The sequence below is a fragment of the Luteimonas sp. Soil_C_5 genome (assembly GCF_057656615.1).
The window spans coordinates 82,959-108,336 of sequence record NZ_JBDGKA010000004.1 but is presented as its reverse complement, the minus strand read 5'-3'; the positions used below and the strand labels follow the sequence as shown (position 1 = coordinate 108,336).

The following is a 25,378-nucleotide window of genomic DNA, read 5'->3' as shown; positions in this document are numbered from 1 at the left end:
CGGAGGCGGGACTCGGGCACGGACGGGCAAGCGCGCCATGATGCCGCAGCCTCCCCTGAACAGCGGATCATCGCCGAGGCCCGCACCGCTGGCAATCGCCACCGTTCGGCACCGTCCGGTACCCGGTGTCACCCCTGTTAGAATCGGGGGTCCGATCGACCCTTACACCGCGACCCAGAGTGTCGCGCTGGAGCACAGAATGAACTGGCTGAACGACGTCCTGCAGAACGACCCCGATCCGACCGAGACCCGCGAATGGGTCGAGTCGCTCAAGGCCGTCATCGAAGCCGATGGTGCCGAGCGCGCGCACGGCCTGCTGGAAAACATGGTCGAGCTGACGCGCCGCGCCGGTGCGCACCTGCCGTTCGCGCCGACCACCGAATACGTCAACACCATCCCCACGCATCTCGAGCCGCAGATGCCGGGCAATTCCGAGCTGGAATGGCGCATCCGCTCCATCATCCGCTGGAACGCGATGGCGATGGTGGTGCGCGCGAACCGCAAGCCGGGCGACCTCGGCGGCCACATCGCCAGCTTCGCCTCCAGCGCCACGCTGTACGACGTCGGCTTCAACCACTTCTTCCGCGCGCCGTCGGCCGATCACCCGGGCGACGTCATCGCCACGCAGGGCCACAGCTCGCCGGGCATCTACGCGCGCTCGTTCCTGGAAGGCCGCTTCACCGAGGCCCAGCTCGACCACTTCCGCATGGAAGTCGACGGCCAGGGCATCTCGTCCTATCCGCACCCCTGGCTGATGCCCGACTACTGGCAGGTGCCCACGGTCTCGATGGGCCTGGGCCCGATCGCCGCCATCTACCAGGCGCGCTACTGGAAGTACCTCGAAGCCCGCGGCCTGATGCCCAAGTCCGACCGCAAGGTGTGGTGCTTCATGGGCGACGGCGAGACGGACGAGCCGGAAAGCCTCGGCGCGATCTCGGTCGCCGGCCGCGAAGGCCTCGACAACCTGGTCTTCGTCATCAACTGCAACCTGCAGCGCCTCGACGGCCCGGTGCGCGGCAACGGCAAGATCATCCAGGAACTGGAAGGCGGCTTCCGCGGCGCCGGCTGGAACGTCGTCAAGACCATCTGGGGCAGCTACTGGGATCCGCTTCTTGCCAAGGACAAGGACGGCATGCTCAAGAAGCTGATGATGGAGACCGTCGACGGCGAGTACCAGAACTGCAAGGCGTTCGGCGGCGCGTACACGCGCGAGAACTTCTTCGGCAAGTACGACGAAACCGCGAACCTCGTCGCCAACCTCAGCGACGACGACATCTGGCGCCTCAACCGCGGTGGCCACGATCCGCACAAGGTCTTCGCCGCCTACCAGAACGCGATGGACACCAAGGGCCAGCCCACGGTCATCCTCGCCAAGACGGTCAAGGGCTACGGCCTGGGCAGCGCCGGTGAAGCGCTCAACCCGACCCACAACACCAAGAAGCTCGACGACGAAGCCGTGCGCACCTTCCGCGACCGCTTCAAGATTCCGGTGTCCGACGCCGCGCTCAAGGACGGCGAAATCCCGTTCTATCACCCGGGCAAGGATTCCGAGGAAGTGCAGTACATGCTCGAGCGCCGCCAGGCGCTGGGCGGCTTCCTGCCGCAGCGTCGCCGCAAGAGCACCGAGACCCTCAAGGCGCCCGAGCTCAAGGTGTTCGACCGCCTGATGCAGGACACCGGCGAGCGTTCGATCAGCACCACCATGGCGTTCGTGCAGTCGCTGTCCATCATCCTGCGCGACAAGCAGGTGGGCCCGCGCGTGGTGCCGATCGTGGCCGACGAGGCCCGCACCTTCGGCATGGAAGGCCTGTTCCGCCAGCTGGGCATCTACGCCCCGCAGGGCCAGAAGTACAAGCCGGTCGACCGTGACCAGCTCTCGTACTACCGCGAAGACGCGGCCGGCCAGGTGCTGGAAGAAGGCATCACCGAGGCCGGCGCGTTCTCCAGCTGGATGGCCGCCGCGACCAGCTACAGCACCAACGACGTGCCGATGCTGCCGTTCTACATCTACTACTCGATGTTCGGCTTCCAGCGCATCGGTGACTCCGCCTGGCAAGCCGCCGACATGCGCGCCCGCGGCTTCCTGCTCGGCGCTACCGCCGGCCGCACCACGCTCAACGGCGAAGGCCTGCAGCACGAAGACGGCCACAGCCACCTGCTGGCTGGCGCCATCCCGAACTGCCGCGCGTATGACCCGACGTTCGCCGGCGAAGTGGCGGTGATCCTGCACTACGGCATGCAGCGCATGCTCGACCAGCAGGAAGACGAGTTCTTCTATCTCACCCTGATGAACGAGAACTACAGCCACCCGGCGCTGCCTGAAGGCGCGGCCGAGGGCGTCATCAAGGGCATGTACCTGCTCAAGGATGCCGGCAAGGCCAAGAAAGGCGAGCTGCGCGTGCAGCTGCTGGGCTCGGGCACCATCCTGCGCGAGGCCATCGCCGCCGCCGAACTGCTGGATAAGGACTTCGGCGTCACCGCCGACATCTGGTCCTGCCCCAGCTTCACCGAGCTGCGTCGCGACGGTTGGGATGCCGAGCGCTGGAACCGCTTCAACCCCGAAGCCAAGACCCCGCGCAAGGCATACGTCACCCAGCTGCTCGAAGGCCGCCAGGGCCCGGTCATCGCCGCCACGGACTACGTCCGCGCGTTCGCCGACCAGATCCGCGCCTTCGTGCCCGCCACGTACACCGTGCTCGGCACCGATGGCTTCGGCCGCTCGGATACGCGTGCCAATCTGCGCCGTCACTTCGAGGTGGATCGTTACTACATCGCCCAGGCGGCGATCGACGCGCTGGCAAAGGACGGCAAGATGACCGGCAAGGATGTCGCCCGGGCGATCAAGCTGTACAAGATCGATCCGGAGAAGGCGAATCCGGTTGGGGTTTGATTGAATTCAAGTCAGAAGGGCAGCTTAGGCTGCCCTTTTTTTTTGGGGAAAGTTTACAAATGAAGATGGAATTTCTAGAGCTGTCAGAGCTCTACCTCGCTTATAAGAAGGCTAAGTCGGATGCGTTCTTCGAAGCAGTGCATTTTGATGCCCTTGCATTTTCAAGGTATGAGGAGCATCTGCACAAGAACCTGACCCGTCTGCTGAGGGAGCTTAAATCAGGAGGGTGGTGGAAAGACCCATTGCGGATAGGCGGGCACTTGTTTGCTCCGAAGGGACTCGCTTTGCCAAGAAGCTGGATGGATACCCGCGGGCATTTCTCTAGCCTTGATCCATGTGAAGATTGGCGCAAAAAATTTGAAAGCACCGGTGATAAACCGGCGGCGGATTTCCGGCTGATAATGTCGGCGTCGGTCGATTACCAGATAATAAGTGCGCTATGGATTATAAAAGTTGGCCATGTTTTCGAAGCTAGCCTTGATAAGAGGCTTAGCTACGGAAACAGACTTCGCCGACGTAGTTCTTGGCGAGATCCCATGGCCGAGGGTGGGCTCAATAGAGACTCGCTTGGATTATTTACGCCGTATTTTAGCGCTTACCAAGCTTGGCGAGAGAATGGGCTTACAGCGATCCGCCGCGCCGTGTCGCAGAACAAGTCTGTCATTGCTGCAACAATGGACGCGAAGCGCTACTACCACAATATCTCACCTGAGTTTCTACTTCGGTCTCAGTATATTGACTCTATAGGGGTTTCGCTTTCGGATGAGCAGGTGGGCTTCACTCGACTTTTTATAGACAGCCTTCATTCTTGGTATGAAGCTACGCCTGACTTCAAGGAGCGGCCTGAGGGAGCTCTGCCGGTAGGGCTTTCTGCCTCCAAGGTTATCGCCAATGTAGCGCTTTCTGAATTCGATAAGAAAATTGAGTCTAAAATATCACCCGAATATTATGGAAGATACGTGGATGATATTTTTCTGGTGGTTCAAGCTCCTGATGAAATATCATCCTCTAGCGAATTTTTTAGCTGGATTTCGGAAAAATACGGGGAGGATCTTTTATTTGACAGTGTTAGTCAGTCCACCGAGCTAAGGACGCCCTATCTGACCGACAGTAGGATTCAGTTTTCAAATGAAAAGCAGAAAGTGTTCAAGGTGGAGAAGAATTTCGGTTTGGATCTGGTGGGCCAGATAGAGCAGCAGATTCGCAGCAGATCGAGCGAATATCGGCTGCTGCCGGTTCTTCCTGAAACAACAGAGGGGATGCTGGCAAAGGCGTTACTTACGTCTTCAGATGCAAGTCTTGAGGCGGATGCCTTACGTAAGGCGGATACGGTTTCAATCAGGCGCCTTGGATTTGCGATGCTTCTAGGTGACGTCGAAGCGCATGCTCGAGATCTGACGCCGGGAAGCTGGAAGAAGACTCGGAATATCTTCTACGGAATGGTTGAGCGCTACGTAATCACTCCGGTAGGTGTATTTGACTACTTTAATTACATTGTGCGCGTAATTGGCCTCGCAGTGGCGTGCAGTGATTTCAAGCAAGCCTCGTCGCTCGTAGCCAAGTTCAGTAAGGTCATGGGGTTGATTCGTGAAACCGTCAGCCACGATCCGAACAAATTGGATAAGCTGCAACAGCTCTACGCTAGAAACTTTTTTCAGGTCTCTCTGCAGTCGGCAACAGTGAAAGGGTTTAAAGTTCAGCCCGCATACTTATCATTGATGAGGAAAATAAAGTCAATCAGCGAGATTCAGACGCCGAGCGTCTCGAAAACTCCGCTCAGGGAGGCGTCGAATAGGCTTCTCTTTTCTGACATGGGTCGGCGAGCGTACAAAGACATGTGGATTAATCAGCCGGCGACTAAAGGGCCGCGATCGCCTCGCGCTCCTTCTGATCTTGCGGTCCAGAGGGAGCTTCGATTGGGAGGTCTGCGAAGATTCACGCAAGTAGCCGATCGAGACTATCAAAAGATCTACTGGCCCGGTGTGGCCTTTGCAACAAGACCGCTAACTGTCCACGAGATGACAGCTGTTGCTCCCGATCTATTGACTTCTCCGGTGTTGCTAAGGAGCGCTCTTTTTGCTCTTCGAGGCGCAAGATCTAGGGCTCGCGGAGCGCCTATGATATCCAGGTCAGAGGGACGAAGCGCACAGGTAATTTTGTCAGTCCCTAACAAAATTAAAGATACCGTTAGGGTGGCCATCGTGAGCTATCTTACAGATCAGGAGGACTGGAGCTCTGCGCTCGCCGGAAAGCCAAACCGCAGCTTGGCTAGATATAAACGATTTAATCGAATAATAAACGATATTTTGTCAAGCGAATCTAAGCTTGACTATGTGGTCTTTCCAGAGGCATCTGTCCCGCGGCGCTGGGCTTTCAGTGCAGCGGCCAAACTTGCCAGGTCGAATGTATCGTTTCTGGCGGGATTGGAGAATCAGGCGGCGTCCGGGTACTTCAATAACGATGCCCTCATCGCCCTTTGCACTAGATGGCCTGGATATAGTTCTCATATTTCTTATATTCAACCAAAGATGTTGCCGGCCCACGAGGAGCGGAAAGCACTTGCTAACGCAGGAAGAATTTTGCGGCCGGTTGAGCTCGAGCGTGCTAGGCCGATCTACAAGCACGGAGATCATTTCTTCGGCGTTCTTATTTGCAGTGACCTCACTAACATCGATAACAGGAGAAGCTTCCAGGGTTGTGTAGATACCCTGTTCGTTCTCGAGTGGAATCGCGATGTCAATTCGTTTTCCGCGCTTGTGGAAGCGGCGGCACAGGATCTTCACGCATACGTCGTTCAAGTCAACAGCCGTCAGTATGGTGATAGCCGCGTCAGGGCCCCGGCTGTTGAGTCTTATAAACGTGACGTGGTCCAAGTCAAAGGCGGTGACGAGGACTACTACGTTGTGGCGCCATTGAACGCATCCGATCTTAAAAAATTTCATCGGTCACGCGGCACTGGTAAGGACTGGAAGCCGTTGCCGATCGGATTTTCAATGTCTGATGAGAGGAAGCGAGCGGCGGGTCGAATATGGCGTCGGAAATCTAACGTCTCGCCTCGGAAATAGCGGATGCTGCTCTAAGCGGGATAACGGGGTCGGATAACGGGGTCAGGTTCACTTCCTTGCTCCCGTTGCTGCTAGGTTCCGCCGGTTCTAACCCTTCTGCAGCTGAGGCAGGCTGCCACTCACGGAGTCGAACCCATCGTGTCGGCGTCGACCGGTTGCAGGTTGCGGTCGAGTCGATGGTGCTCTCGCATCTCCATCGCGGTTCGCAGGAGGCCCACCATGCCCAGACCGAAGGCGAGCAGTCCGAGCGACAGCTGACTCAGCACCGGATCGCCCGAGACATAGGCCCCTGCAAGTCCCAACGTCATCGCGCCGAATGCGTAGGCCGCAAGCAGGCCCAGCATCCAGATAACGGGGTCAGGTTCACTTCCACGTTCTGTGAGCTCTCGGTGAGAGCAGGTTACAACCGAGGCTGCAAGGAGCGCGCGCGATGGATGCATCAACCCTAGGGGTTCTGATCGGAGGGCTCGTGCTTGGGGCAGGCTTTTATTGGGCGTGGACTCCCACTGCGCCCCTTGGTGTGATGGAACCTTATCTGGGGCATGAGAGCTTTCGGCGCATGCACTTCTGGGTCTGGATCAAATTTCTAGTGATTTTCGTGCCTTCAGTGATTTATTTTCCAGAGGCAGACCCCGACCATCCGCTGGCGCAGATAGCGTGGGCCGCACTGCTCGGTGGATTTTCCACCTTTCATGCGCGTTTTCTTGCGACAAGCGAGGCGCGGTGGGACAAGAGAGCGGGCGTGAGACCGTTCCCAACCAATAGTTAACGATCCCAAGTTCACTTCTCGGCTCGATTGGGGACACACTCGCCGCTCCGGTGACCGGCAAGGAAGGAGTGCTCATGTGGATCCCGTTGAAAGCGGCAGTTTTGCTGTTTTGCCTCGCAATGCCGGCATTGGCCAAGCCCTCCGCTGAGACAGCTTTCGACGAATGGCTGGACGCATTCAACCGCAATGAACGCGCTGCGCTGACCGAATTCAACGAACGACGATTCGGCGAGCCCGAGCACAACATCGAGTACCTGCTCGACAGTCGCGAAGAGACCGGCGGCCTGGATGTGGTCGCGGTCGAACGCAGCGAGCCCTTGGAGTTCGTCGCGCTGACGCAGGAGCGCAGCTTTCCCGTCCAGCGACGCATCACCGTGAAGGTCGAGGACGCCGCGTCGGGGCGTCTCGAACACATCACACAGGCGCCGCTGCAGATTTCGCAGGCGAAGGCGCTGGAGGCTTTCGACGCGTTCGCCACGCAGTTGGCGGCAGCGGATCGCTTCTCGGGCGTGCTGGTCATCGAGCAGAACGGCCAGCGTCTCTATGCCAAGCCATTCGGGATCGCCAATCGCGAAGACGACACGCCGGTGGGGCTGGACACGTCGTTCCTGTTCGCATCGCAGGGCAAGATGTTCACCGCCGCGGCAGTGCTGCAGCTGGTCGATGCCAGGAAGGTGGGCCTCGACGATCCCGTCGGCAAGTTCCTGACCGACTACCCCAATCAGGAGATGGCGGCCGTCACGATCCGGCAGTTGCTCTCGCATCAGGGCGGCACCGGCGACATCGGCGTGCTGCAGCCGGACGAAAGCGCGAACCGCGCATGGGTGCGCTCCATTGCAGATATGATCAAGCTCAACGGCGACCGCGCACCGGCGTTCCCGCCGGGATCTGACTTCGAGTACTCGAACTACGGTTTCCTGTTGCTCGGCGCGGTGGTCGAGGCGGTCAGCGGCCAGAGCTACTACGACTACGTGGCCGAACACATCTTCGCGCCCGCCGGCATGACGGCCACGCGCTTCCCGACGCTGGAAGAAATGGATGGCGTCGCACGCGGCTACACGCAGGCCGACGACGGCACGCTGGTGCCGAACACCGATCAGTTGCCATGGCGCGGCACACCCGCAGGCGGCGGCGTCACCACGGCGGATGACGAAGTGCGATTCGTCGAAGCGCTCAAGGCCGGCAAGCTGATCCCGCTGCCGCTGCTGGAAGAGGCGATCAAGCAGCAGACCGACTGGTACGGCTACGGCTTCATCTCGTCAGGCCCACCCGAGTTTCCGCACTGGGGCCACGGCGGCGGTGCGCCCGGCAACAGCGTCGCGCTGTCGATCTATCCGACTAACGATATGACCATGGTGTGCCTCAGCAACCGCGATCCGCCGATCTGCGATCGCCTGCTGACGCGGCTGCATTGGCATCTGTCGCCGCCGGCAGCAGCGAGCGACGCCTCGGAACGCTAATGCTGTGAGCCAGGCACGTTCATCCCGAAGCCGCGTCATGAACGCGGTTTGCGTGCCAGGAAGATTTGATATAAATATCTATCAGATTTATAGAAAACTGATAGTTCGCCATGAAGCTACCGGTCAAGGCACCGCAACTCGCTGATTTTCTTCGAAAGGGCGGCGCCGACATTGCGGCGCTGCTGCGCCACGGGATCGGTCCGGAGGTCAACGGTGTCTATGACCACTGGGACCATGTCAGGCATCTGACGCCACCTGCTGGGCTGAGTGCCGAGCGCTGGTGGGCCGGCATCAAGTTGGCCCGTGCAGGTCTGGAGCGGCCTGTCGCCTTGGCCGACAAGGCGGGGCAGCCGTTCACCGTGTCGCTGACCAGCAACATGCAGCGGCAGTTGCACTTCCTGGACCGCGAGGCGGCCGGTGCGATCCAGGCCAGCGGTCTGGTGGATGAAGACACGACCCGAAAGCACTATCTGATGCGTTCGCTGATCGAGGAAGCGATGACCTCATCGCAACTGGAAGGCGCCTCCACCACGCGGCAGATCGCCAAGGAAATGCTCAGCACCGGGCGTGCGCCCCGCGATCGCAGCGAACGGATGATCCACAACAACTACGCGATGATGCAGTCGCTGCGGCGACGGCAGGCGGATCCGCTCACCATCGATTCCATTCTCGAGATCCATCGCGAGTTGATGGATGACGCAATGGATGATCCATCGCAGGCGGGCCGTCTGCGCACGGCCGAAGACAATGTCGTCGTCCAGGACCGGCTCGACCCGGAGATCGTGCTGCATGTGCCGCCGCGTGCTGCGGAACTTTCGCAACGCCTGCAGGCACTCTGCGATTTCGCCAATGCCAAGGACGAAGGCGAGTTCCTGCATCCGATTGTCCGTGCGATCGCGATCCATTTCCAGATCGGCTACGACCACCCGTTCTGCGATGGCAACGGCCGCACCGCGCGCGCCTTGTTCTACTGGTCAATGCTGCGGTCTGGATACTGGTTGAGCGAGTACATCTCCATCTCCAGCGTGCTGAAGAAGGCGCCGGTGCCTTACATCCGCGCCTACCTCTACACGGAGAGCGACGGGACCGACCTGACCTACTTCGTCGCGCACCAGTTGAACGTCATCATCGATGCCGTCGAGGGCTTGCGGGGCTACCTCGCGAGAAAAGGACGCGAACGCAGCCAGGCCGAAACACTGTTGCGTCCCGGTTCTCCGTTTGGCGCGCTGCTGAACCATCGTCAGCGTGCGTTGCTGCTGCACGCCATCCGCAACCCCGAAAGCGCTTACGAGATCGCCGGTCATCAGGCGGCCCATCGGGTCACCTATCCAACCGCGCGCGCGGATCTGCTGGGCCTGGTCAAGCTTGGACTGCTCGATCAAGGGCGCAGCGGAAAGGCGTTCGTGTTCACGCCTGCGGAAGAGATGGCCAAGCGCCTGAAGCGTTGAAGTGCGGGAGGAAGCGCCAAGCTGGGGCGGGAACGTCGCTCGCGGGTATGCGCCAGTTTGCGGACCGGCGAAAAATCATGCTCTGCGCCACGCTGCGCTACCGATTCCGAAGCGCTAAATCGATGGGATAACGAGGGGTCTCGGTGGCAGGTTCACTTACCTCGCGGGCTGATGCCGCCAACCGTCTCTTCAATGCGCGTCCAGCCAGGCCTCCAACATCGCTTCGGGCATGGGACGTGCAAACAGATACCCCTGAAAGTGGTCGCAACCCATCCCGATCAGCAGATCGCGTTGGGCCACGGTTTCGACGCCCTCGGCCAGCGCGCTCATGTGCATCACCTGCGAGATCTCGATGATCTTGCCCAGCAGGTGTTGCGCGCGGTCCTGGCTGGCGGCTTCCTGCACGAATTGGCGGTCGATCTTGAGCTTGCGCACCGGCAGCTGGCGCAGCGTGGCCAGGGACGAATAGCCGGTGCCGAAATCGTCGAGTGCCCAGGTGATGCCCAGTGCTTCGATCGCGCGCATCTTGTCGACGATCGCAGACGTGTTGGCGGACAACGCGGATTCCGTGAGTTCCAGCTCCAGCAGGGCAGGGTCGATGCCCGCCTGGTGGATGACGGCCGTGAGCGACGTCGTGAACGCCTCGTCCATCAGCTGCATGGGGCTGACGTTGACCGCGATGCGGAGGTGACGTGTATGCGCCCCGCCGGACCAGGCTTTGAGCGTCTCGCAGGCCTGGCGCAGGACCTCCAGGCCGATGTCGTTGATCAGCGTGCTCTCTTCGGCCACGGGGATGAACACATCGGGTGACAGCAGGGTGCCCGACGGGTGGCGCCAGCGCGCCAGCGCTTCCACGCCCGTGACCGTGCCGTCGCCGCGCACCTGCGGCTGGTACATCAACTCGATCTCCCCATTGCGCACGGCGCGTCCGAGTTCACGCTCGATCTGCAGGCGCCTGCCGACGTCCGCCCGGTAGATCTTGAAAATGGCGGCCAGCAGCGCGATGGCGAAGATGATGTTGGAGCGTGCGCCCCACTCCCTCACCTCGACGGGCGGCGAAATTCCCGGCGCCAGTGGATCCAGCGCCCCGGCTGCGAACGCCGCGAACGCCGCCAGGCAGATCATTGGAAAGATCAGGGAGCCGTAGCGCTCCCGCGCTTCGAAAATGAAGGCGGCTCCAGCCGCCAGCGGAAGCAGGAACATGTGTGCGGATCGTGGCACCCACGCAATGGGCGCATCGATCAACGCGATGGCGCACACCGCGACCAGGATACCGTGTGCGACCAGCAGGACCGACTTGCCGTCGCTTCGCTTGCTGCGGGTCAGTGCCAGCACGCCGACCACCGCAACGGCGAAGAACAGCCCCGACAGTTCCGCGCGATCGAAATACCAGTAGCACACGGTCCACGCCAGCCCGAGGACGATGCACGCCACGCCTGTCAGCAACAGAATGGCGGCCACCTTCTCGCGACGCGCCGTGGTCTGGAATTTCAGCATTCCGTGCTGATCGTGGCCATCTACATCCGTCATTCTTTGATCGTTCTTTGAGCGCCAGCGCCACATGGTGACGCCATGTCGTCTCCGGGAGAAGGCTAACGGGGGGCCTACGGGGAACGTCGTCTCGCACTGGATGCTGATTCGAAGCAGCGTCGATTCGATCCAGATGATCCCGATGCCAGTTTCACTTCTATCTGAAGGGCGGTCATCCTCCGAAGGTCCTCCTTCACGGCGCGGTGGATGCTGCGGTCTCTCCGCTAACGGGGAGCGCGTTCAATGGCGCACGCGGTGCGTCCGGCAACCAGATTGCATCCAAGCCACAGCGGCGGCTCACGAGCTGGCGGGCTGGTGGAGGGCACCAGAGCCTTCGTGACCTCGCAGAACTGGCAAGCTTGGCGATTGGTGCAGCGCTAGGCGGCAGAGGCGGCGTCGCTTCGGCGTTGCTGACGCAGCAGTTCACTTGGTCGAGACGATCAAGCTCTAAAGGGGAGGGGAGTGAAAAAGGCAACACAAGCGATAGCGCGTGATGCTTTCGGTCTATGGATATCGGGCTTGTTCAAGACGGTGGTGGGCTGGCATCCGGAGCTGACTTTCGATCAGCACAAGAACGAATTTTTTCTGGTGCTAAAGGAGCTTCTGGATGCCGGGGTAATAAAATTCATCGCGCCTGGCGCGGACGTCTATGTCTCTGACCTTAATCCTGATCCTGCCTTCAAAATTGAAGACGAGAGTTGTCACTGGTCAATCGAAGCGGAAGATATCGTGTGCTATTTGAGGAGTCAGTGGCCACGCGATGTTGCAAATGAAGATGACGAGGATCTTGTGATGTACTTTTTTGAAATGCCCACCATTATTTGGGTAGATGATGAAGGGAATTATCTTGCATCTTGAATTCTGGTGTGTCTGGTGATCAGGGTGATTTGGTCTGGTCCGCGGTGGCCTCTAACGCTCATGGCTTAAGGCGTCGGCCTCGTAAAGCGCGTGCCAGCCGGCAGATTCACGTGTCCGATCCGCCCGGCTGCACGGCACCCTCGCTCAGCATGGCGTGGATGTGAAAATCAGAGGGTCGTGCGTAGCTCAGCGTTGAGGGCGTTGCGCCTCATCTCAGAACCACTGACGCACCCAGTTCACGCCGTCCTCGACGCGGTCGCCCGTCCAGTCGGCGGCATCGCTGACGACGTCGCCCGCCCTGTCTGACACGTCGCGGATGACGTCACCGCCCGGAATCCCGAGGCGATCCATGGCATCACCGGCCTCGGCGCCCCAGTGATCGAAGGTCTCGTTGGCCAGCTCACCCCCGATATCGATGAAGACATCCGCGGCTGCACCGGGGTCACGCAGGATCTCGACGACCGGCCCCAGCACTGCCGCCGGCTGGATACCGGTGCCGAGGCCTTCGTAGCCGCGGTCGCCGTTGAACTGTTCATAGATCTCGCGATGCGCGAACTGCCAGCTCTGGTGCTGGGCCGTGGAGATCGGCGCGATCTCCTGGGCATCGCCGACGATCTGGGTGCTGGCCTGGAAGCGGGCGTCCTGCGTCAGGACGGCGCCGCCATTGCAGTCGGTGAACGTGAAGGTCTGTTCGCCGCGCAGGACGTGGCCGTCGAGGGTGTTGATGGTGATGGCGTTGCTGCCGGGATCCAGGCGGATCTCGACGGGAAGCCATGTAGGCGGCGGGCCACCGACTTCGAGCATGTAGCGCTCGCCATCGACGAGGCGGTCGGCAGGGGGGCGTATTTCCATGCCGCCCGCGTTGAACACTTCGTTCGGATTGTTGACGAAGTGTTCGTATGCCTCTTGCGCGGTGGTGTTGGGGATTTCGCTTTGATAGACGGCGTGGGTGACGTCCTGGCCGTCGAGCCCGATGGGCGGGTTCGGGTCGAGCTGGTTGAGGGTGTCGACGACTTCATTGTCGGGTGGCGTGCGGGTGGCGCCCGGGATCTGGCCGGAGGCGTAACTCGCCGCAGCGTCTACGCTCAGTGCCAATAGCGCATCGCGCTGATGTTCCTGATCGTCGTGACTGCCGCCCACCTGGAGATCCGGGTCCGGTCCATCCACTCCGAGCGTGAACGCGTTGGGTCCGGCGTCGACCGTCGTGCTGGGCGTCATGCCGGGCCCGCGAGGATCCGCGGGGGGCAGTTCACAGCGATCCACGGGGCCGGTTGGAGGGGCGTAGGTGCAGGACTGGATGGACGGGGACATGTGCAGACCAGCGCGCAGGAGTGGTATCGAATCTTGAGCGCGTCTGCTGGCGCGGCAACATTGGGGCGAGCCCTAGGCGGAAGGTCGGTGGCGCGCTTCGTCGCGGCTTCGAGCGACCGCGGCGTCAGATCCTGGCCGAATGTCGCGGCGCACACCGAGGCCTGGACGCGGCCGGTCGGTCCTGCGGCGCGACGCTTCGAGAGGGGCTGCCAGGCAGAGGTCAGGCCGCTCGCGCTCACGCCGCTGACTGTGAGCGCATGCCAAGGCCCACAGGTGCGACAAACTGTCGCGCGGGTGCCCTTGGGGACAGGTCTAAGATGCCACTCGACGGATGTCGAATGACAGCCTGGATGCAGCACAAATGTACGATTGGTTCCCGATAGTCTTCATCGTCTTCAAGGTCGTCGTGCTCGGCACGGGCATGTTCTTCGCGATCAAGTGGCATCACGATCAGGCGAAGCAGGACGCGCGGGAAAAGGCCGAGCGGGAGAAGGCTGAGCGGGACCGTGCCGCGCAAACGCAGGCGGACGACGTCGGCGACTCGTAGGCCCCTACGCACGTGACGGGTCGACCTGGCCGACGGCCGCAACGGCGCGTCGTGGCGATCCGAATGACCAAGGCACGTGATGTGGGTTTGCCTGATGCGGAGGCGGGGGCATCGGACATGCTGCCAACGCCTTGGTCCCTTCGATGCCGATTCGAGTGAGGCGAGGCGGCCGCCGGTCCCATGCGATCACCGCGTCGCTCCTGGGTGCGACTACCTTGCCTGCCGGCACTCGCGCAGCGTGATGCCGTTCAACTGCAGGTCGTCGACCACACCTTCCAGCGTCACCCAGTCCTGCGAACCGAGTGTCGCGAACAGGGCCGCCTGGTCGCTCGCCAGTTGGCAGTGCACGGTGAAGAAGCTGTTGTTCATGTCGTTGTCTGCGCGTACCCGCAGCAGCCCGCGCGTCGGCGTAACGAGATAGCCGACGGTCATGGTGTCGCTCAGTCCGCCCCGGCTGGTCGTGTAGACCTGCCCGTCGATCCGGTAGCGCCGGCCGAGGTACTTGGCGATGAAGGGCAGCACGCGCGCGTCCACGTCACGCTGTCCGAGTGAGCGGGCGTTGCGTCCCAGCAGCGCGTCCTTGAGCGAGGCGGTCGTGGTGCTGGCGCCCACGCGCCGCGCTTCCTTGCCCAGCTCGTCGGAGAAGGCGACGGCGTCGACCGCGGTGACCGTGTCCATGTTGTCGGCTGCGCGTGCGTCGCGCGCGATCGCTTCGCCGGCGGCGCCGGGCACGATGCCGGCCAACATGCCGCACATGTGCCGCTGCGCATCCGCGTCGGCGATCTGCTGGCCGCGCTGCAGCGACATGACGAGGCCGAACTTGCCGCCGGGCTCGCCACTGGCCGTCACGATGACGGGCGGGTTGTTGGTGGTCTGGATGAGGAACAGCAGGCCTTCGTCGGGCTTGATGTTGTCGTAGCCGACTTCGAACTTCTCGTCGCGTGCCAGCTTGCGGATCTGGCCCAGGCCGCTCGACACGCTGACGCCCGGATGCTGTTGCAGGGCGACGAAGGTCATGCCATTGCGCGGATCCCCGACCGCATTGAAGTTACAGTCCGTGGCTTGTGCCTGTGCCGCCCACATCAGCGCTGTCGAGGCCACCAGCGCTGCGATTCCCTGCTTCATGGGTCTGTTCCTGTCACGTCCCGGGTGGAGCGTGATTGTCGAGTCGCCGACATGTTCTCGACAAGCCGTACCGTGAAGCATCCTCGGCACCTGACGGCGCCGGCTCTGCTGATCGCTGCGACCTCCACGATGGATGGCGACGTCGACGGACAACTCTCGAGTGCTGCGACGAAGAGAAGCGGGCTCGATTCCGACTACGCCAGACCCCAAGGCGCGGCGAGTGCGAAATCCGCATCCCGTGACCTGAGCGTGGTTGTGAGCTCCGTTGGCTCAGCCCAAGCCAGACGCGGAGCACGCCGGGTGACACATTCGAGGAACAGCGAATGGAACACCGGCATTGCCGGTCGCAAGCGTCAACGCCTGGGATCGCTCCAGCTCAATCGTAGCCGCAGACCATCGGCCGTCTGCGCGTGCATCCGGTCTTGTCAAAGCGGTCGTTAGACTCGACCGCCCTTCATCGCGCTGGAGCATCGTTGAATACCGAAGCGGACGCCGAACGCCTCAACGTCGTCGAACGCACCGGACTGGCGTTCCTGCGCCGTGGCTGCCGTCGCGACGACAGCGAGATCCGGCCCTGGCAGGACGAAGACCGTGCGCGCATCCGGCGATTGCAGATCTGGGCGATCGGCTTGTGCGGGCTGGCGGGCGCGGTGTCTGCGGCGCTGATCGGCGCGGCGGATCTGTGGCTCCGCAACGTAATGGGCACCGGAAGCGATCCCTCGCTGTTGTCGCCGGGCAGTGATGTCGCGTACTGGGCCTGGTACGGCGGGATTGCGCTGCTGCTGAGCCTCCTGGAAATCCTGGCGATGTACTGGGTGCTGCTGCGCGCGGTCGCGGGCATTGCCGACGCAGCCGGTCTGTCGTTTGCCCGGGGCGATGTCGGCGACGTGCTGACGACGGGCCTGTCCCGCGCGGCGCTGGACATTCCGAATCCGCGGCGTTCGCTGCATGGTCTCGATCCCTATGCGCGCACCTCGCGCTTCAAGCTGCTGGCGTACACCGCGCTCTACCGGGTCAAGGTCGGCGCGACCAGTTTCATCGTGCGCATTCTCGCCCGCCGTGTGCTCGCGCGAAGCGGCTTGCGTGTGCTGCTGCCGTTCGCGGCGGTGCCCGTGTTCGCCGGCTGGAATGCGCTGATCGCCTGGTGGGTGATCCGCGAGGCGCGCGTGCGCGCCGCCGGTCCTTTGGCTGTTCGCGAAGCGGTCGCGGCGCTGGAGCGGGCGCAGCTGGATGACGACGGCCAGCGCCTGGCCCTGGATGCCGTCGCGGAACTCGTGGTCGCAGCCGAGGACGCGCATCCCAATTACGACCTGCTGCTCGCGCGCCTGTGCGAAGCGCTCGGGCTTGAAGCCCGTATCCCCGAATGGACCGGGGTGCGCACCCGTCTCGCCGATGCCGATGCAGCGACGCAGCGCGCTGTGCTGGCGCTGATGACGACGACGACCGCCCTGCGTGGACGCAGCAGTCGTCGCCAGAGACGCGTACTCGAATCCGCGTACATCGCGTGCAAGCAGCCACTCGGCGACGCGCTGCCTGCCGCGCGGCGGCGCATTGCCGAAGGGCGTTGCGCGCCGGAATAGGTGTACATCGAATGCGCGCTGCGTCCGTGCCGGTGTCAGTCTGTAGAACACAGGGCGGCAGGCGGCATGTCGGTTTGCAGACGCGTGCGCAATGCGAAGCGCGTTGCACCATGGCCTAGTCCGCAGGGCGCCAGCGGCACACCCGCGTCAGTCGGCGTATTGCCGAGCACGGTATGCCGCCACCTTCATGCGATTGCCGCATAGCGCCATGCTGCACCAGCGACGCTGGTGCGATTTGGTGGTGTCGTGGAACAGCAGCGTGCAGTCGTGTGCTTCGCAGTGTCGGACGTGGCGCAGGTCCTTTTCCGTGAGCAGCTGTACCAGGGCGACCACGACAGAGTGCAGCAGGCTGCCACTGCTGTCGTTGCGGCGGCGCTCGACCAGTGCCGGCCGACGCACGCGTGCATCCCAGACCAGCGCCTTCCCGGGTCGACCGGCTTCCAGCACGTCGTTGACAATCTTTGCTTCGAACGCCTCTCCGGCGCAGGCCGCGGTGACCAGTCGCTCCATCTCGTCCCGTAAGGCACGTGCGAGCTTCCCGATGCCTTTGGGCGCGCGCACGGCGGTGTCGCACTGTATGCCGGCCAGCCTCAGCCACTGCAGCACACTGTCGTCATCGCGCAGGACATCCAGGCGCTGTGCGGCCGGGCCGAACCTGGTGTTGATGAAATCCAGTGCCAGATCACCGGCTAAAAAATGGGGTGCGGGTGCGTTCGGGGTACTCAATGCGTAACCTCATAATCTCTGTTTGACAGGTTACCACTTGTCTCCGTAACCTTCAAAAGAACGAATTGAAGGTTACGGAGGTGGCGACATGAAACCGATACACGTTGCGGCGGGATCGGGGCCGAGTACCGGGACGGCGGCTGGAAGTGCCCGGGGCGCCGCAGTGAATACGCAAGTGCACTACCGCTATGCACAGGTAGGCGAGGTCAACGTGTTCTATCGAGAAGCCGGTTCCCGCACTGCGCCCAAGGTACTGCTGCTGCACGGCTTCGCCGCATCGTCCTACATGTATCGGGACGTGATTGCGGCACTGGCCGACCGCTATCACGTGATTGCGCCGGACCTGCCGGCGTTCGGCTTTACCCAGGCGCCGGCGCGCGAGGCGTACGCGTACACCTTCGACAATCTGGCGCACACAATCGACCGCTTCACCGAACAGCTCGGGCTTGATCGCTATGCGCTGATGGTCCACGACTACGGGGCGCCGGTGGGATGGCGTCTGGCCACCGCGCATCCGGAGCGAATCACCGCGCTCATCTCGCAGAACGGCAACGCGTACGAGGACGGCCTGGCCGCAGGCTGGGCGCCGATCCAGACCTATTGGGCCTCGCCGACCGACGAGCATCGCGCTGCGCTCGCGGACTTCCCCACCGCGGAGACGATCCGCTGGCAGTATCTCGAAGGCGTGCCGGATGCGAGCCTGGTCCCTCTGGACGGATACACGCTTGAAGGTCTGCACGTCGCCAGACCCGGCAATGCCGACATCCAGCTCGACCTGCTGCTGGATTACGCCTCGAACGTCGCGCTGTATCCGCGCTTCCAGCAGTACTTCCGCGACTACCAACCGCCGTTGTTGGCGGTCTGGGGGCGCCACGATCCCTACTTTCTGCCGGCAGGTGCGGAGGCCTGGCGGCGTGATCTGCCGGAAGCGGAGATCCACTTCTACGATACGGGACACTTCGCACTGGAAACGCATGCGAGAGAGATCGTGCCTGTGATTCGTGCATTCCTGGAGCGGCATCTGCCGCAGGCCTCTGTAGCGCCCTGACCACAAAGCCGCCCACGGAGATGCCCGTCCCGTTTACTGCGCCGTCTCTGGCTCGCCGCAGGTCTGCATCACTTCCGCGTCATCGAGAAATGCAGTGGTCGCTGCGACGAAGCAGGTCGGCGCGAAGAACGCGAGCATGTGCGCGCCGCGCTCGACGGTCGTCATCTGGACCGGTCCCGCGTTCGCCAGCGTGGACACGTGGGCCTTGGCGCCTGGGTACGACGTATTCGGATCCAGCGTGCCGTGGATGACGAGCGTGCGGGGCAGGCGATCGGGCGTGCGGCCGAAGAAACGGTCGCGCGGATACAGCGGCATGGGCGGATCGACCAGGAAGCCGGGAATCGCGCTGGTGAACAGCGCATCGCGTGCTTCGGTGTCGACGGTCGTGCGGTCGAGGTCCGGACGGCTGTTGTTTTCCGACGACGAGATCAGCATGACCAGCGGCAGCGAGGGCGGTGCAAGCGGGTCTGCCGTGAGCACTGCCTGGATCTCCTGCAGGTCGACGAGCGCGGCCTGCAGGGGAGCGGCGTCGTTGCGGGTCAGGGCGTCGACGATGGTCGGCAGGCGGTCGCGAAGCGTCGGGAAATTCAGCAGCGTGCCGAGAGTGCGACGCAGATCGCCGCTGGGGACGTGCGTGCGCCATGCGGCTTGCGGCTCGGCGTTGGCCAACACGCTTGCGTAGGCGGCGGAGGCGTCCGGCCCCAGCACTTCGCGGCCGACGGCATCGACCAGCGCGGTGCGATGGCTCAGATCCCAGTGCGCCTCGGACTCCGGCGGCACCAGGCCATCCAGCACCAGACCATCGAGCGGCTGGGGTGCGATCTGCAGCATGCGCAGCGCGAGCTGGGTGCCGTAGGACACCGCGTAGACGTGCACATCGCCCGCGCGGCGGTGCCTGGCGATGAGCGCCGACAGGTCCTGCGCCGACTGGGTAATGGTGAACGCTGCGGTGCGCGCGGCATCGGCGTACATCGCGCCGATGCACGGTCCCCATTCGCTGTCGGCCAGCGCGACGCCGTCGGTACTGTCCGGCGATTCCTGCGCCGGGCACAGGCGCGTGGAGCGCCCGGTGCCGCGATGGTCAGGAATGACCAGGTCGTGATCGGGAAACGCGGCGCGGAAGGTCGCGAACATGGGATGCAGCGAGACGCCGGGCTCGCCGGGTCCGCCGGCGATCAACCAGACTTCACCGCGACGGCGGTCGGGATCGGGCGCCGGCACGCGGCGGACGAAGACGTCGATGCTGGCGTCGTCGGGGGCCTCGTGGCGCAGCGGCAGGGTGGCGATCACGCACTCGCTGCCCGCGAACAGTTGCGCGGGTGACGCGTCCGGACATGGCGCCGGCACATCGGCAGCGCGCGTCGTATGCGGCAGCCACGTGCCGGAGATCAGAAGGAAAACGGCCGCGTAGACGCGCATCGATGGGATTCCATGGAAGGTCCGCGACGCTAGCAGTTCGTCAGGCCGGACGGCCCACGTCGAAAGTCACAGGGCGACAGGGAAACCGCGGACCGGAGCGATGGCGCCGATTGCACGCGGCACCGGCGCCGTCATGTGCGTGCCGCTCGCCGGGACATGGCTGGAGACTCCAACGTCACAAGCCGCACTGCGCACTGCCACGTCTCACTCGACGCGTAGTGCATCAATCAGTGCGCGAAGCGCGGGTGGCGTCTGTCGCCGACTGGGGTGATAGAGGTGGTAACCGGGGAAGGGCACGCACCAGTCGTCGAGCACCTGGACCAGGCGGCCGGCGGCGATGTCGTCGGCCACTTCATGCGTCATCACGTAGCCGAGGCCCACGCCGGCGCGCACGGCGGCCAGGGTCAGCGGGACCTCGTCGACGACCAGGGGGCCCTGGGTGCGCACGTTGTATTCGCGGCCGTCGCGTTCGAACTCCCAGGGCAGCAATCCGCCGGTGCTCTTGAGCCGGTAGCCGATGCAGGCGTGGCGATCGAGGTCGCCGGGCGAGACGGGCGGCGGATGCCGCGCGAAGTACGCCGGCGTGCCGACGACGATCGTGCGCAGGTCGGGACCGACACGCACCGAGATCATGTCGAGGTCGACGTCTTCCCCGAACCGGATGCCGGCATCGAAGCCTTCGCCGACGAGATCGGTCAGGCCGTTGTCGATGCTCACTTCCACGCGCACGTCGGGATTGGCCAGCAGGAACGCCGGCAGTTTCGGTTCGAGCACCATCTGCGCGGCGTAGGCGAACGTGGTGATGCGGATCGTCCCCGAGGGCGCGTCGCGCCAGTCGCCCAGCGCCTGCAGGCCCTGTTCGATCTCCGCAAGCGCCGGCGTCAGCGAACGCAGCAGACGTTCGCCGGCCTCGGTCGGCGCGACGTTGCGCGTGGTGCGCGCGAGCAGGCGCACACCCAGCCGGGTTTCGAGACCGCGCATCGCATGGCTCAGCGCCGACGGCGACATGCCCAGGGTGCCGGCGGCCTTCGTGAAGCTGCGCGCGCGGGCGACGGCCGCAAACGCCAGCAGATCGTTGAGTTCGCCTCGTTGCATTGCTGCAGTGTGCTCACAAGCCCATGTGATCGGCAACGGCTAATCGCGCGCAGCGATCGGACGTAGCCTGTAGGCAGGTCGCCAACCCCCAGGCGACGGATGGGAGTTTTCATGAATCTGACGCATTATCGCAGCCTCGGTCGCTCCGGCCTGCTGGTGAGTCCGTTGGCATTGGGCACGATGACCTTCGGCACCGAACGCTGGGGCACCGGAGAGGCCGCCTCGCGTGCGGTGTTCGATGCCTATGTCGACGCAGGCGGCAACTTCATCGACACCGCCGACATCTACGCCGCCGGCCGCGGCGAGGAGATGCTCGGCGGCTTCCTGGCCGCGGGTGGCCAGCGCGACACGCTGGTCGTGGCGACCAAATCCGGCTTTCCGCGCACGCCGGGCACACCGACCGCGGGCGGCAACGGTGCGAAGAACATCCGCGCCGCACTGGACGCATCGCTCAGGCGCCTGCGCACCGACTACATCGATCTGTACTGGACGCACGTCTGGGACCGGGTGACGCCGCCCGAGGAGGTTCTGCAGACGCTGACCGATGCGGTGCGCGCCGGCCGGATCCTGCACTACGGATTTTCGAACGCGCCGGGCTGGTACGTGTCGCGCGTGGCCACGCTGGCGCAGGCGCATGGCCTGCCTGCGCCGATCGGCCTGCAGTACCAGTATTCGCTGCTCGATCGCGGCGTCGAGTTCGACATCCTGCCGGCCGGCAACGCACTCGGTCTGGGCCTGGTGCCATGGAGTCCGCTGGGCGCCGGCATGCTGACCGGCAAGTACGGGCGCGAGATGCTGGCCCAGGCCGCGCGTGGGACGGAGCTGCCCGAACACGCGGGCGAGCCGACGCAGGGCGATACGCAGAGCGATGGCCGGCTCAATGGCGACAATCCCTTCGGCGGCATGCTGTTCACCGAACACAACTTCGACATCGTCGATGCGTTGCGCGAGGTGTCGGCGGAAGTGGAGCGTTCGATGGCGGAGGTCGCGCTGGCCTGGGTCGCGGGTCGCGCGGGCGTGTCGTCGGTCCTGATCGGCGCCAGCCGCGTCGAGCAGCTGCACCAGAACATCGCCGCGCTGGACATGGTGCTGACCGATGCGCAGCAGGCGCGTCTGGATGCGGTCAGCCGGCCGCCGATGGTCAATCCGTATTACATCTTCGAGCTGCCGGCACGCATGCGTTTCGGTGTCGACGAAGTGGCGGCTTGGCCGGCGGGTTGAGAACGCGGCGCGCCTGCGCGGTGTGATGTGCGCGAATGTCGCATCGAATCGTCCGTTGCGAACGGTTCGCTGGAATCACGCTTTTTGCATACGGCGGACTGAAGTGATCGGGTGCGCGGCGTGCGTCATGCGCGCCGCTGTTCGCCTGTGCGCATGCAGGTGTCGTGCAGCGCACTGCGGATGACAGAGGCGCGTCGCGACGTCGCGACCGCGCCTGGCGACATCGGCCGCATCGTCGTGCGCGCCGGGCGAACGTCGTGTTCGCGGTTCGAACGCATCGGCGCATCTCGACGCACACGGAACGCGCCAGCCACCCGGTGGCCGGCGCGTTGCCGGGTACGTGACGCGGTGGGCGGCGTCTTCAGTCCGTCAGAAAGCCCGTCCACGTCTTGCTGGCAATCATCCACTGGCCTTCGATCTTGATCAGGACGACATAGTCCACGCCGCGCCAGCCGGGGTAATCCAGATCCACGCGCACAGCCGCGAGGTCACGGGCCACGTCGACGATTTCGTAGCTGCGCTTGCGCTGGTCTTCGTTCGCCGCGGGTGCGCCGTTGAAGCCTTCCGCGAACTGCGCGCCGGTGCGCTGCAGCAGCGCGGGACCGCGATTCTCCGAGGTGCCGATCATCACGCCATCGGTGCGGAACACCTGTTTCGCCAATGCGTTGTCGGCCGTGTTGTAGGCGCGCATGAAGGTCTGCATGACGCGGTCCACGGCGTCGCGGTCGCTGGTCTGGGCCATGGCGGAGGCGGGCAGCAGGAGGAAGAGGGCGGCCGCGAAGGCCGTGGTGCGGTGTGAGGTGTGCATGGGTCGATCCTTGTGGTGGTGGTTTGGAGGTGTGCAACAGCGACGGCGCCTGGCGATGGCGCCGGAGGAATCAGCCTTGCGCGTCGTTGACGCCGGGCGATGCGGCAAGCCTGCGCAGCACGTCGACGACGGCCTCGGCCACGGGCGCTGCGGAGGCGTAGTTCTGGCCGGTGACGACGCGGCCATCGACTTCGATGTACGGGGCTCTGCTGTCGACCATGCGGAAGTCGCCGCCGCGGGCTTCGACCGTCTGCCGGATCAGGAACGGGAATTCCCGGAAGTACGCGGCGTCCTGGTCTTCGTGGTCTTCGGGATAGCCGCTGATGCGCTTGCCCGACACCAGATAGCGGCCATCGGCGAGCCGGAGGTGCACGATGCCCGCCGTGCCGTGGCACACGGCCGAGATCACGCCGCCGTTGCGCTCGTACACATGCAGGGCGATGCGCTGCAGCGCCGCATCTTCCGGTACGCCGTACATGGCGTTGCTGCCGCCGACGTAATAGACGGCGCGGTAGCGGTCGGGATCGATCTGCGCGGGCGTCGCGGTGTTGCGCAGCCCGGCCATGATGCGTGCGTCTTCGAGGCGGGGCGCCACCTCGTCATCGATATACGGGGGCAGGATCGGCACGTCGCCGCCGTCGGGCGTCACGAAGTCCACCGCATAGCCCGCGGCGTGGAACGTATCCCAGGCGTGCACCACCTCGCCGAAGCTGATGCTGGCCGGGATGGCCGAGCTGCCGTGCACCTGGCTGCTGGCGAGGATGAAGAGGATGCGCTCAGGACCCGCCGGCGCAGGTGTCCGGTTGCGCGCGCTGGCGGCGGTGGTGACGGTGCTGGCCCACGCCGTGGGCGCGGCCGTCAGCAGGCGGTCGACGGCGGCTGGCCCGGCGCTCGCGTCGATCGGATAGGCGCTGGAAATGCCGCACAGCCACGGTGACAACACCAGAAGCAGGAGCGACAGGAGGAGGCGGACTGCGTGCATGGCGCTGGCTCGAAGGAAGGAGCCGGTACCCTAGGTGATCCCTTTCGGATCAATGCATTGCAACGTCTTTCAGGAGTCCTGGAATCGATTCTGGGAGTCGGCGCGTGCGGCGCGGAACGCCGCCGGCGTGGCGCCTTCGTGCTTCTTGAAGGCGCTGTAGAAGGTCGACATCGACTGGAAGCCGGCTTCTTCTGCGACGACTTCCAGCGGCTTCGCGGGGGTCTGTCGCAGCAGCGTCCTGGCCTCGATCACGCGCAGCTGCGCGAGGTACTGCTTGAACGAGGTCTGGTTGTGATGGTTCAACAGCTGCGACAGCCGGGTGGCGGGCACGCCGAGTCGACGTGCGAGACGGGGCAGCGTGAGCGCCGGATCCAGATGCAGACGCTCGCGCGCCATCAGGTCGGCCAGCGCTTGGAGATGTGCGGCGGCCTCGGACTCTGGAATCTGGCGGTCCTGGTAGGGCTCGATCGGCGCCTGGCCCGCGCGCAGGCGCAGGTAGACCAGCACGCTGGCCGCGAGCACGAAGGTGAAGGACAGCGCACCGACGATGTAGGAGGTGTAGCCGGCCGTGTAGTAAGCGGTCCAGATGATCCAGATTCCGGCCAGAGCGCCCAGCAGCAACGTGCCCGATGGCGTGCCACGAAGCCGCGCGCGATGGCGGTACAGCTGGGCGGTCGCCAGCAGCAGATAGCCCAGCCACGCGTAGTTGATGCCCGGCGTGATCACGCCGCGCCACAGCGCGACATGGTCGACATAGGGAAACAGCAGATTGACGGCCGCGGCGACGACCAGCAGCGCGCCGGTGTGCCAGCGGTCCGCCGTGCCGGGGCCGGGCGCATCGGCCTGGCTCGAGCGCACCAGAAAGAACAGACAGGGCCCGATCATGAAGCAGGCGGTCAGGCCGAGCTGCAGCACGACCAGCGGAATGTCCGGCCAGAAATGGAAGGCCACCGACTTTCCGGTGCGCACGCCGACCATCAGGATCAGCAGCGCCAGCCAGCGCTGCGTGGGCTGCCCCTTCGCCCGCCACCACAGGAACGACGCCACGCCGATCCCGTTGAAGGCGCCGAGCATGGCGAAGAAGAACAGGAAGTGTTGGCTCAGCATGGTCGAGGCATTCGAGGGATGGCGGTCGTCGGTCGGTGTTCCCAAGATCGCGGGCGAGCTGCCACGAATGGGGAGGCGCGCATTCTGACGCGACTTCGAACCTGGGCGTCGCCCCGGTGGTCGCGTCGAAGGCGCCCGATAGTACTGCGCGTAAATGGAGTTGCGGTTGGGCAGAGGCGGCGCACCGCTCGGCGGGAGGGCGCCCGTGCGACCGGGCCATCGTGCGCGTCGTGCCGATGACAGGTGACGTGTCCTTAGCCCGGTTGGCATGCAGCGCGCAGCGTGCTGTGTTCGCACCACGACGCGAGCATGGAGCGCGAGCCGCTCACCGCGACGCCGTGCGCTGCGTTTGGCGCGGAAGGTCGGCCTCCACCTGCACTGTATGATCG

Annotated in this window: 20 protein-coding genes; 10 read left to right on the top strand and 10 right to left on the bottom strand. The window is 63.9% G+C overall.

The annotated features are described in order from the left end of the window. The first annotated feature begins 199 nt into the window (after positions 1 to 199). Both aceE and AC3A5K_RS12350 read left to right on the top strand, forming a co-directional pair. The gene (gene aceE / locus AC3A5K_RS12355; RefSeq protein ID WP_487617843.1) at positions 200 to 2,890 is read left to right on the top strand and encodes a pyruvate dehydrogenase (acetyl-transferring), homodimeric type; all 2,691 of its coding nucleotides are present in this window, start codon (positions 200 to 202) and stop codon (positions 2,888 to 2,890) included. A 59-nt stretch (positions 2,891 to 2,949) separates the two neighbouring features. Further along, the gene (locus AC3A5K_RS12350) at positions 2,950 to 5,955 is read left to right on the top strand and encodes a reverse transcriptase domain-containing protein (protein WP_487617842.1); all 3,006 of its coding nucleotides are present in this window, start codon (positions 2,950 to 2,952) and stop codon (positions 5,953 to 5,955) included. A 119-nt stretch (positions 5,956 to 6,074) separates the two neighbouring features. Here the strand turns inward: AC3A5K_RS12350 and AC3A5K_RS12345 are convergent, their stop codons facing one another. Beyond that, entirely contained in the window at positions 6,075 to 6,299 is a 225-nt protein-coding gene (locus tag AC3A5K_RS12345) for a hypothetical protein (RefSeq protein ID WP_487617841.1), read from the bottom strand. A gap of 86 nt (positions 6,300 to 6,385) precedes the next feature. Here AC3A5K_RS12345 and AC3A5K_RS12340 point away from each other — a divergent pair, with 86 nt between their 5' ends. From AC3A5K_RS12340 to AC3A5K_RS12330, 3 genes are all read left to right on the top strand, one after another. Continuing rightward, positions 6,386 to 6,724, top strand: a complete 339-nt coding sequence (locus tag AC3A5K_RS12340) for a hypothetical protein (protein ID WP_487617840.1) — start codon at positions 6,386 to 6,388, stop codon at positions 6,722 to 6,724. Positions 6,725 to 6,852: 128 nt separating this feature from the next. Then, positions 6,853 to 8,184 (top strand): serine hydrolase domain-containing protein, encoded by a 1,332-nt coding sequence (locus tag AC3A5K_RS12335; RefSeq protein ID WP_487617839.1) that lies wholly within the window; start codon positions 6,853 to 6,855, stop codon positions 8,182 to 8,184. Positions 8,185 to 8,294: 110 nt separating this feature from the next. Continuing rightward, the gene (locus AC3A5K_RS12330; protein WP_487617838.1) at positions 8,295 to 9,632 is read left to right on the top strand and encodes a Fic family protein; all 1,338 of its coding nucleotides are present in this window, start codon (positions 8,295 to 8,297) and stop codon (positions 9,630 to 9,632) included. A gap of 189 nt (positions 9,633 to 9,821) precedes the next feature. On the opposite strand, the gene AC3A5K_RS12325 is transcribed toward AC3A5K_RS12330, so the two are convergent. Beyond that, positions 9,822 to 11,129, bottom strand: a complete 1,308-nt coding sequence (locus tag AC3A5K_RS12325) for a putative bifunctional diguanylate cyclase/phosphodiesterase (RefSeq protein WP_487617837.1) — start codon at positions 11,127 to 11,129, stop codon at positions 9,822 to 9,824. A 495-nt stretch (positions 11,130 to 11,624) separates the two neighbouring features. Between AC3A5K_RS12325 and AC3A5K_RS12320 the strand changes: the two genes are divergently transcribed. Then, positions 11,625 to 12,020, top strand: coding sequence for a hypothetical protein (locus AC3A5K_RS12320; protein WP_487617836.1), 396 nt, complete (start codon positions 11,625 to 11,627; stop codon positions 12,018 to 12,020). 213 nt (positions 12,021 to 12,233) lie between these two features. On the opposite strand, the gene AC3A5K_RS12315 is transcribed toward AC3A5K_RS12320, so the two are convergent. Then, positions 12,234 to 13,238: a DUF1990 domain-containing protein gene (locus tag AC3A5K_RS12315; protein ID WP_487617835.1), complete on the bottom strand. Its 1,005-nt coding sequence runs from the start codon at positions 13,236 to 13,238 to the stop codon at positions 12,234 to 12,236. A gap of 454 nt (positions 13,239 to 13,692) precedes the next feature. Here AC3A5K_RS12315 and AC3A5K_RS12310 point away from each other — a divergent pair, with 454 nt between their 5' ends. Further along, the gene (locus tag AC3A5K_RS12310; protein WP_487617834.1) at positions 13,693 to 13,878 is read left to right on the top strand and encodes a hypothetical protein; all 186 of its coding nucleotides are present in this window, start codon (positions 13,693 to 13,695) and stop codon (positions 13,876 to 13,878) included. A gap of 210 nt (positions 13,879 to 14,088) precedes the next feature. On the opposite strand, the gene AC3A5K_RS12305 is transcribed toward AC3A5K_RS12310, so the two are convergent. Beyond that, positions 14,089 to 15,156: a hypothetical protein gene (locus AC3A5K_RS12305; protein WP_487617833.1), complete on the bottom strand. Its 1,068-nt coding sequence runs from the start codon at positions 15,154 to 15,156 to the stop codon at positions 14,089 to 14,091. 320 nt (positions 15,157 to 15,476) lie between these two features. Here AC3A5K_RS12305 and AC3A5K_RS12300 point away from each other — a divergent pair, with 320 nt between their 5' ends. Next, positions 15,477 to 16,583, top strand: coding sequence for an LBF_2804 family protein (locus AC3A5K_RS12300; protein ID WP_487617832.1), 1,107 nt, complete (start codon positions 15,477 to 15,479; stop codon positions 16,581 to 16,583). A 147-nt stretch (positions 16,584 to 16,730) separates the two neighbouring features. Here the strand turns inward: AC3A5K_RS12300 and AC3A5K_RS12295 are convergent, their stop codons facing one another. Beyond that, positions 16,731 to 17,309 (bottom strand): CGNR zinc finger domain-containing protein, encoded by a 579-nt coding sequence (locus tag AC3A5K_RS12295; RefSeq protein WP_487617831.1) that lies wholly within the window; start codon positions 17,307 to 17,309, stop codon positions 16,731 to 16,733. An 88-nt stretch (positions 17,310 to 17,397) separates the two neighbouring features. On the opposite strand from AC3A5K_RS12295, the gene AC3A5K_RS12290 reads away from it, so the two are divergent. Next, the gene (locus tag AC3A5K_RS12290; protein ID WP_487617830.1) at positions 17,398 to 18,357 is read left to right on the top strand and encodes an alpha/beta fold hydrolase; all 960 of its coding nucleotides are present in this window, start codon (positions 17,398 to 17,400) and stop codon (positions 18,355 to 18,357) included. Positions 18,358 to 18,390: 33 nt separating this feature from the next. Here AC3A5K_RS12290 and AC3A5K_RS12285 read toward each other — a convergent pair whose 3' ends face one another. Both AC3A5K_RS12285 and AC3A5K_RS12280 read right to left on the bottom strand, forming a co-directional pair. Further along, positions 18,391 to 19,776, bottom strand: a complete 1,386-nt coding sequence (locus tag AC3A5K_RS12285) for an alpha/beta fold hydrolase (protein ID WP_487617829.1) — start codon at positions 19,774 to 19,776, stop codon at positions 18,391 to 18,393. Positions 19,777 to 19,980: 204 nt separating this feature from the next. Then, positions 19,981 to 20,871, bottom strand: coding sequence for a LysR family transcriptional regulator (locus AC3A5K_RS12280; protein ID WP_487617828.1), 891 nt, complete (start codon positions 20,869 to 20,871; stop codon positions 19,981 to 19,983). Positions 20,872 to 20,982: 111 nt separating this feature from the next. Between AC3A5K_RS12280 and AC3A5K_RS12275 the strand changes: the two genes are divergently transcribed. After that, positions 20,983 to 22,092 (top strand): aldo/keto reductase, encoded by a 1,110-nt coding sequence (locus tag AC3A5K_RS12275; protein ID WP_487617827.1) that lies wholly within the window; start codon positions 20,983 to 20,985, stop codon positions 22,090 to 22,092. 361 nt (positions 22,093 to 22,453) lie between these two features. Here AC3A5K_RS12275 and AC3A5K_RS12270 read toward each other — a convergent pair whose 3' ends face one another. From AC3A5K_RS12270 to AC3A5K_RS12260, 3 genes are all read right to left on the bottom strand, one after another. Then, positions 22,454 to 22,900, bottom strand: coding sequence for a nuclear transport factor 2 family protein (locus AC3A5K_RS12270; protein ID WP_487617826.1), 447 nt, complete (start codon positions 22,898 to 22,900; stop codon positions 22,454 to 22,456). A 70-nt stretch (positions 22,901 to 22,970) separates the two neighbouring features. Beyond that, positions 22,971 to 23,882 carry a type 1 glutamine amidotransferase domain-containing protein gene (locus AC3A5K_RS12265; RefSeq protein WP_487617825.1) on the bottom strand — a complete coding sequence of 304 codons (912 nt, stop codon included), beginning with the start codon at positions 23,880 to 23,882 and terminating at the stop codon, positions 22,971 to 22,973. 69 nt (positions 23,883 to 23,951) lie between these two features. Continuing rightward, positions 23,952 to 24,989, bottom strand: a complete 1,038-nt coding sequence (locus tag AC3A5K_RS12260; RefSeq protein WP_487617824.1) for an AraC family transcriptional regulator — start codon at positions 24,987 to 24,989, stop codon at positions 23,952 to 23,954. Between the last annotated feature and the right edge of the window lie 389 nt (positions 24,990 to 25,378).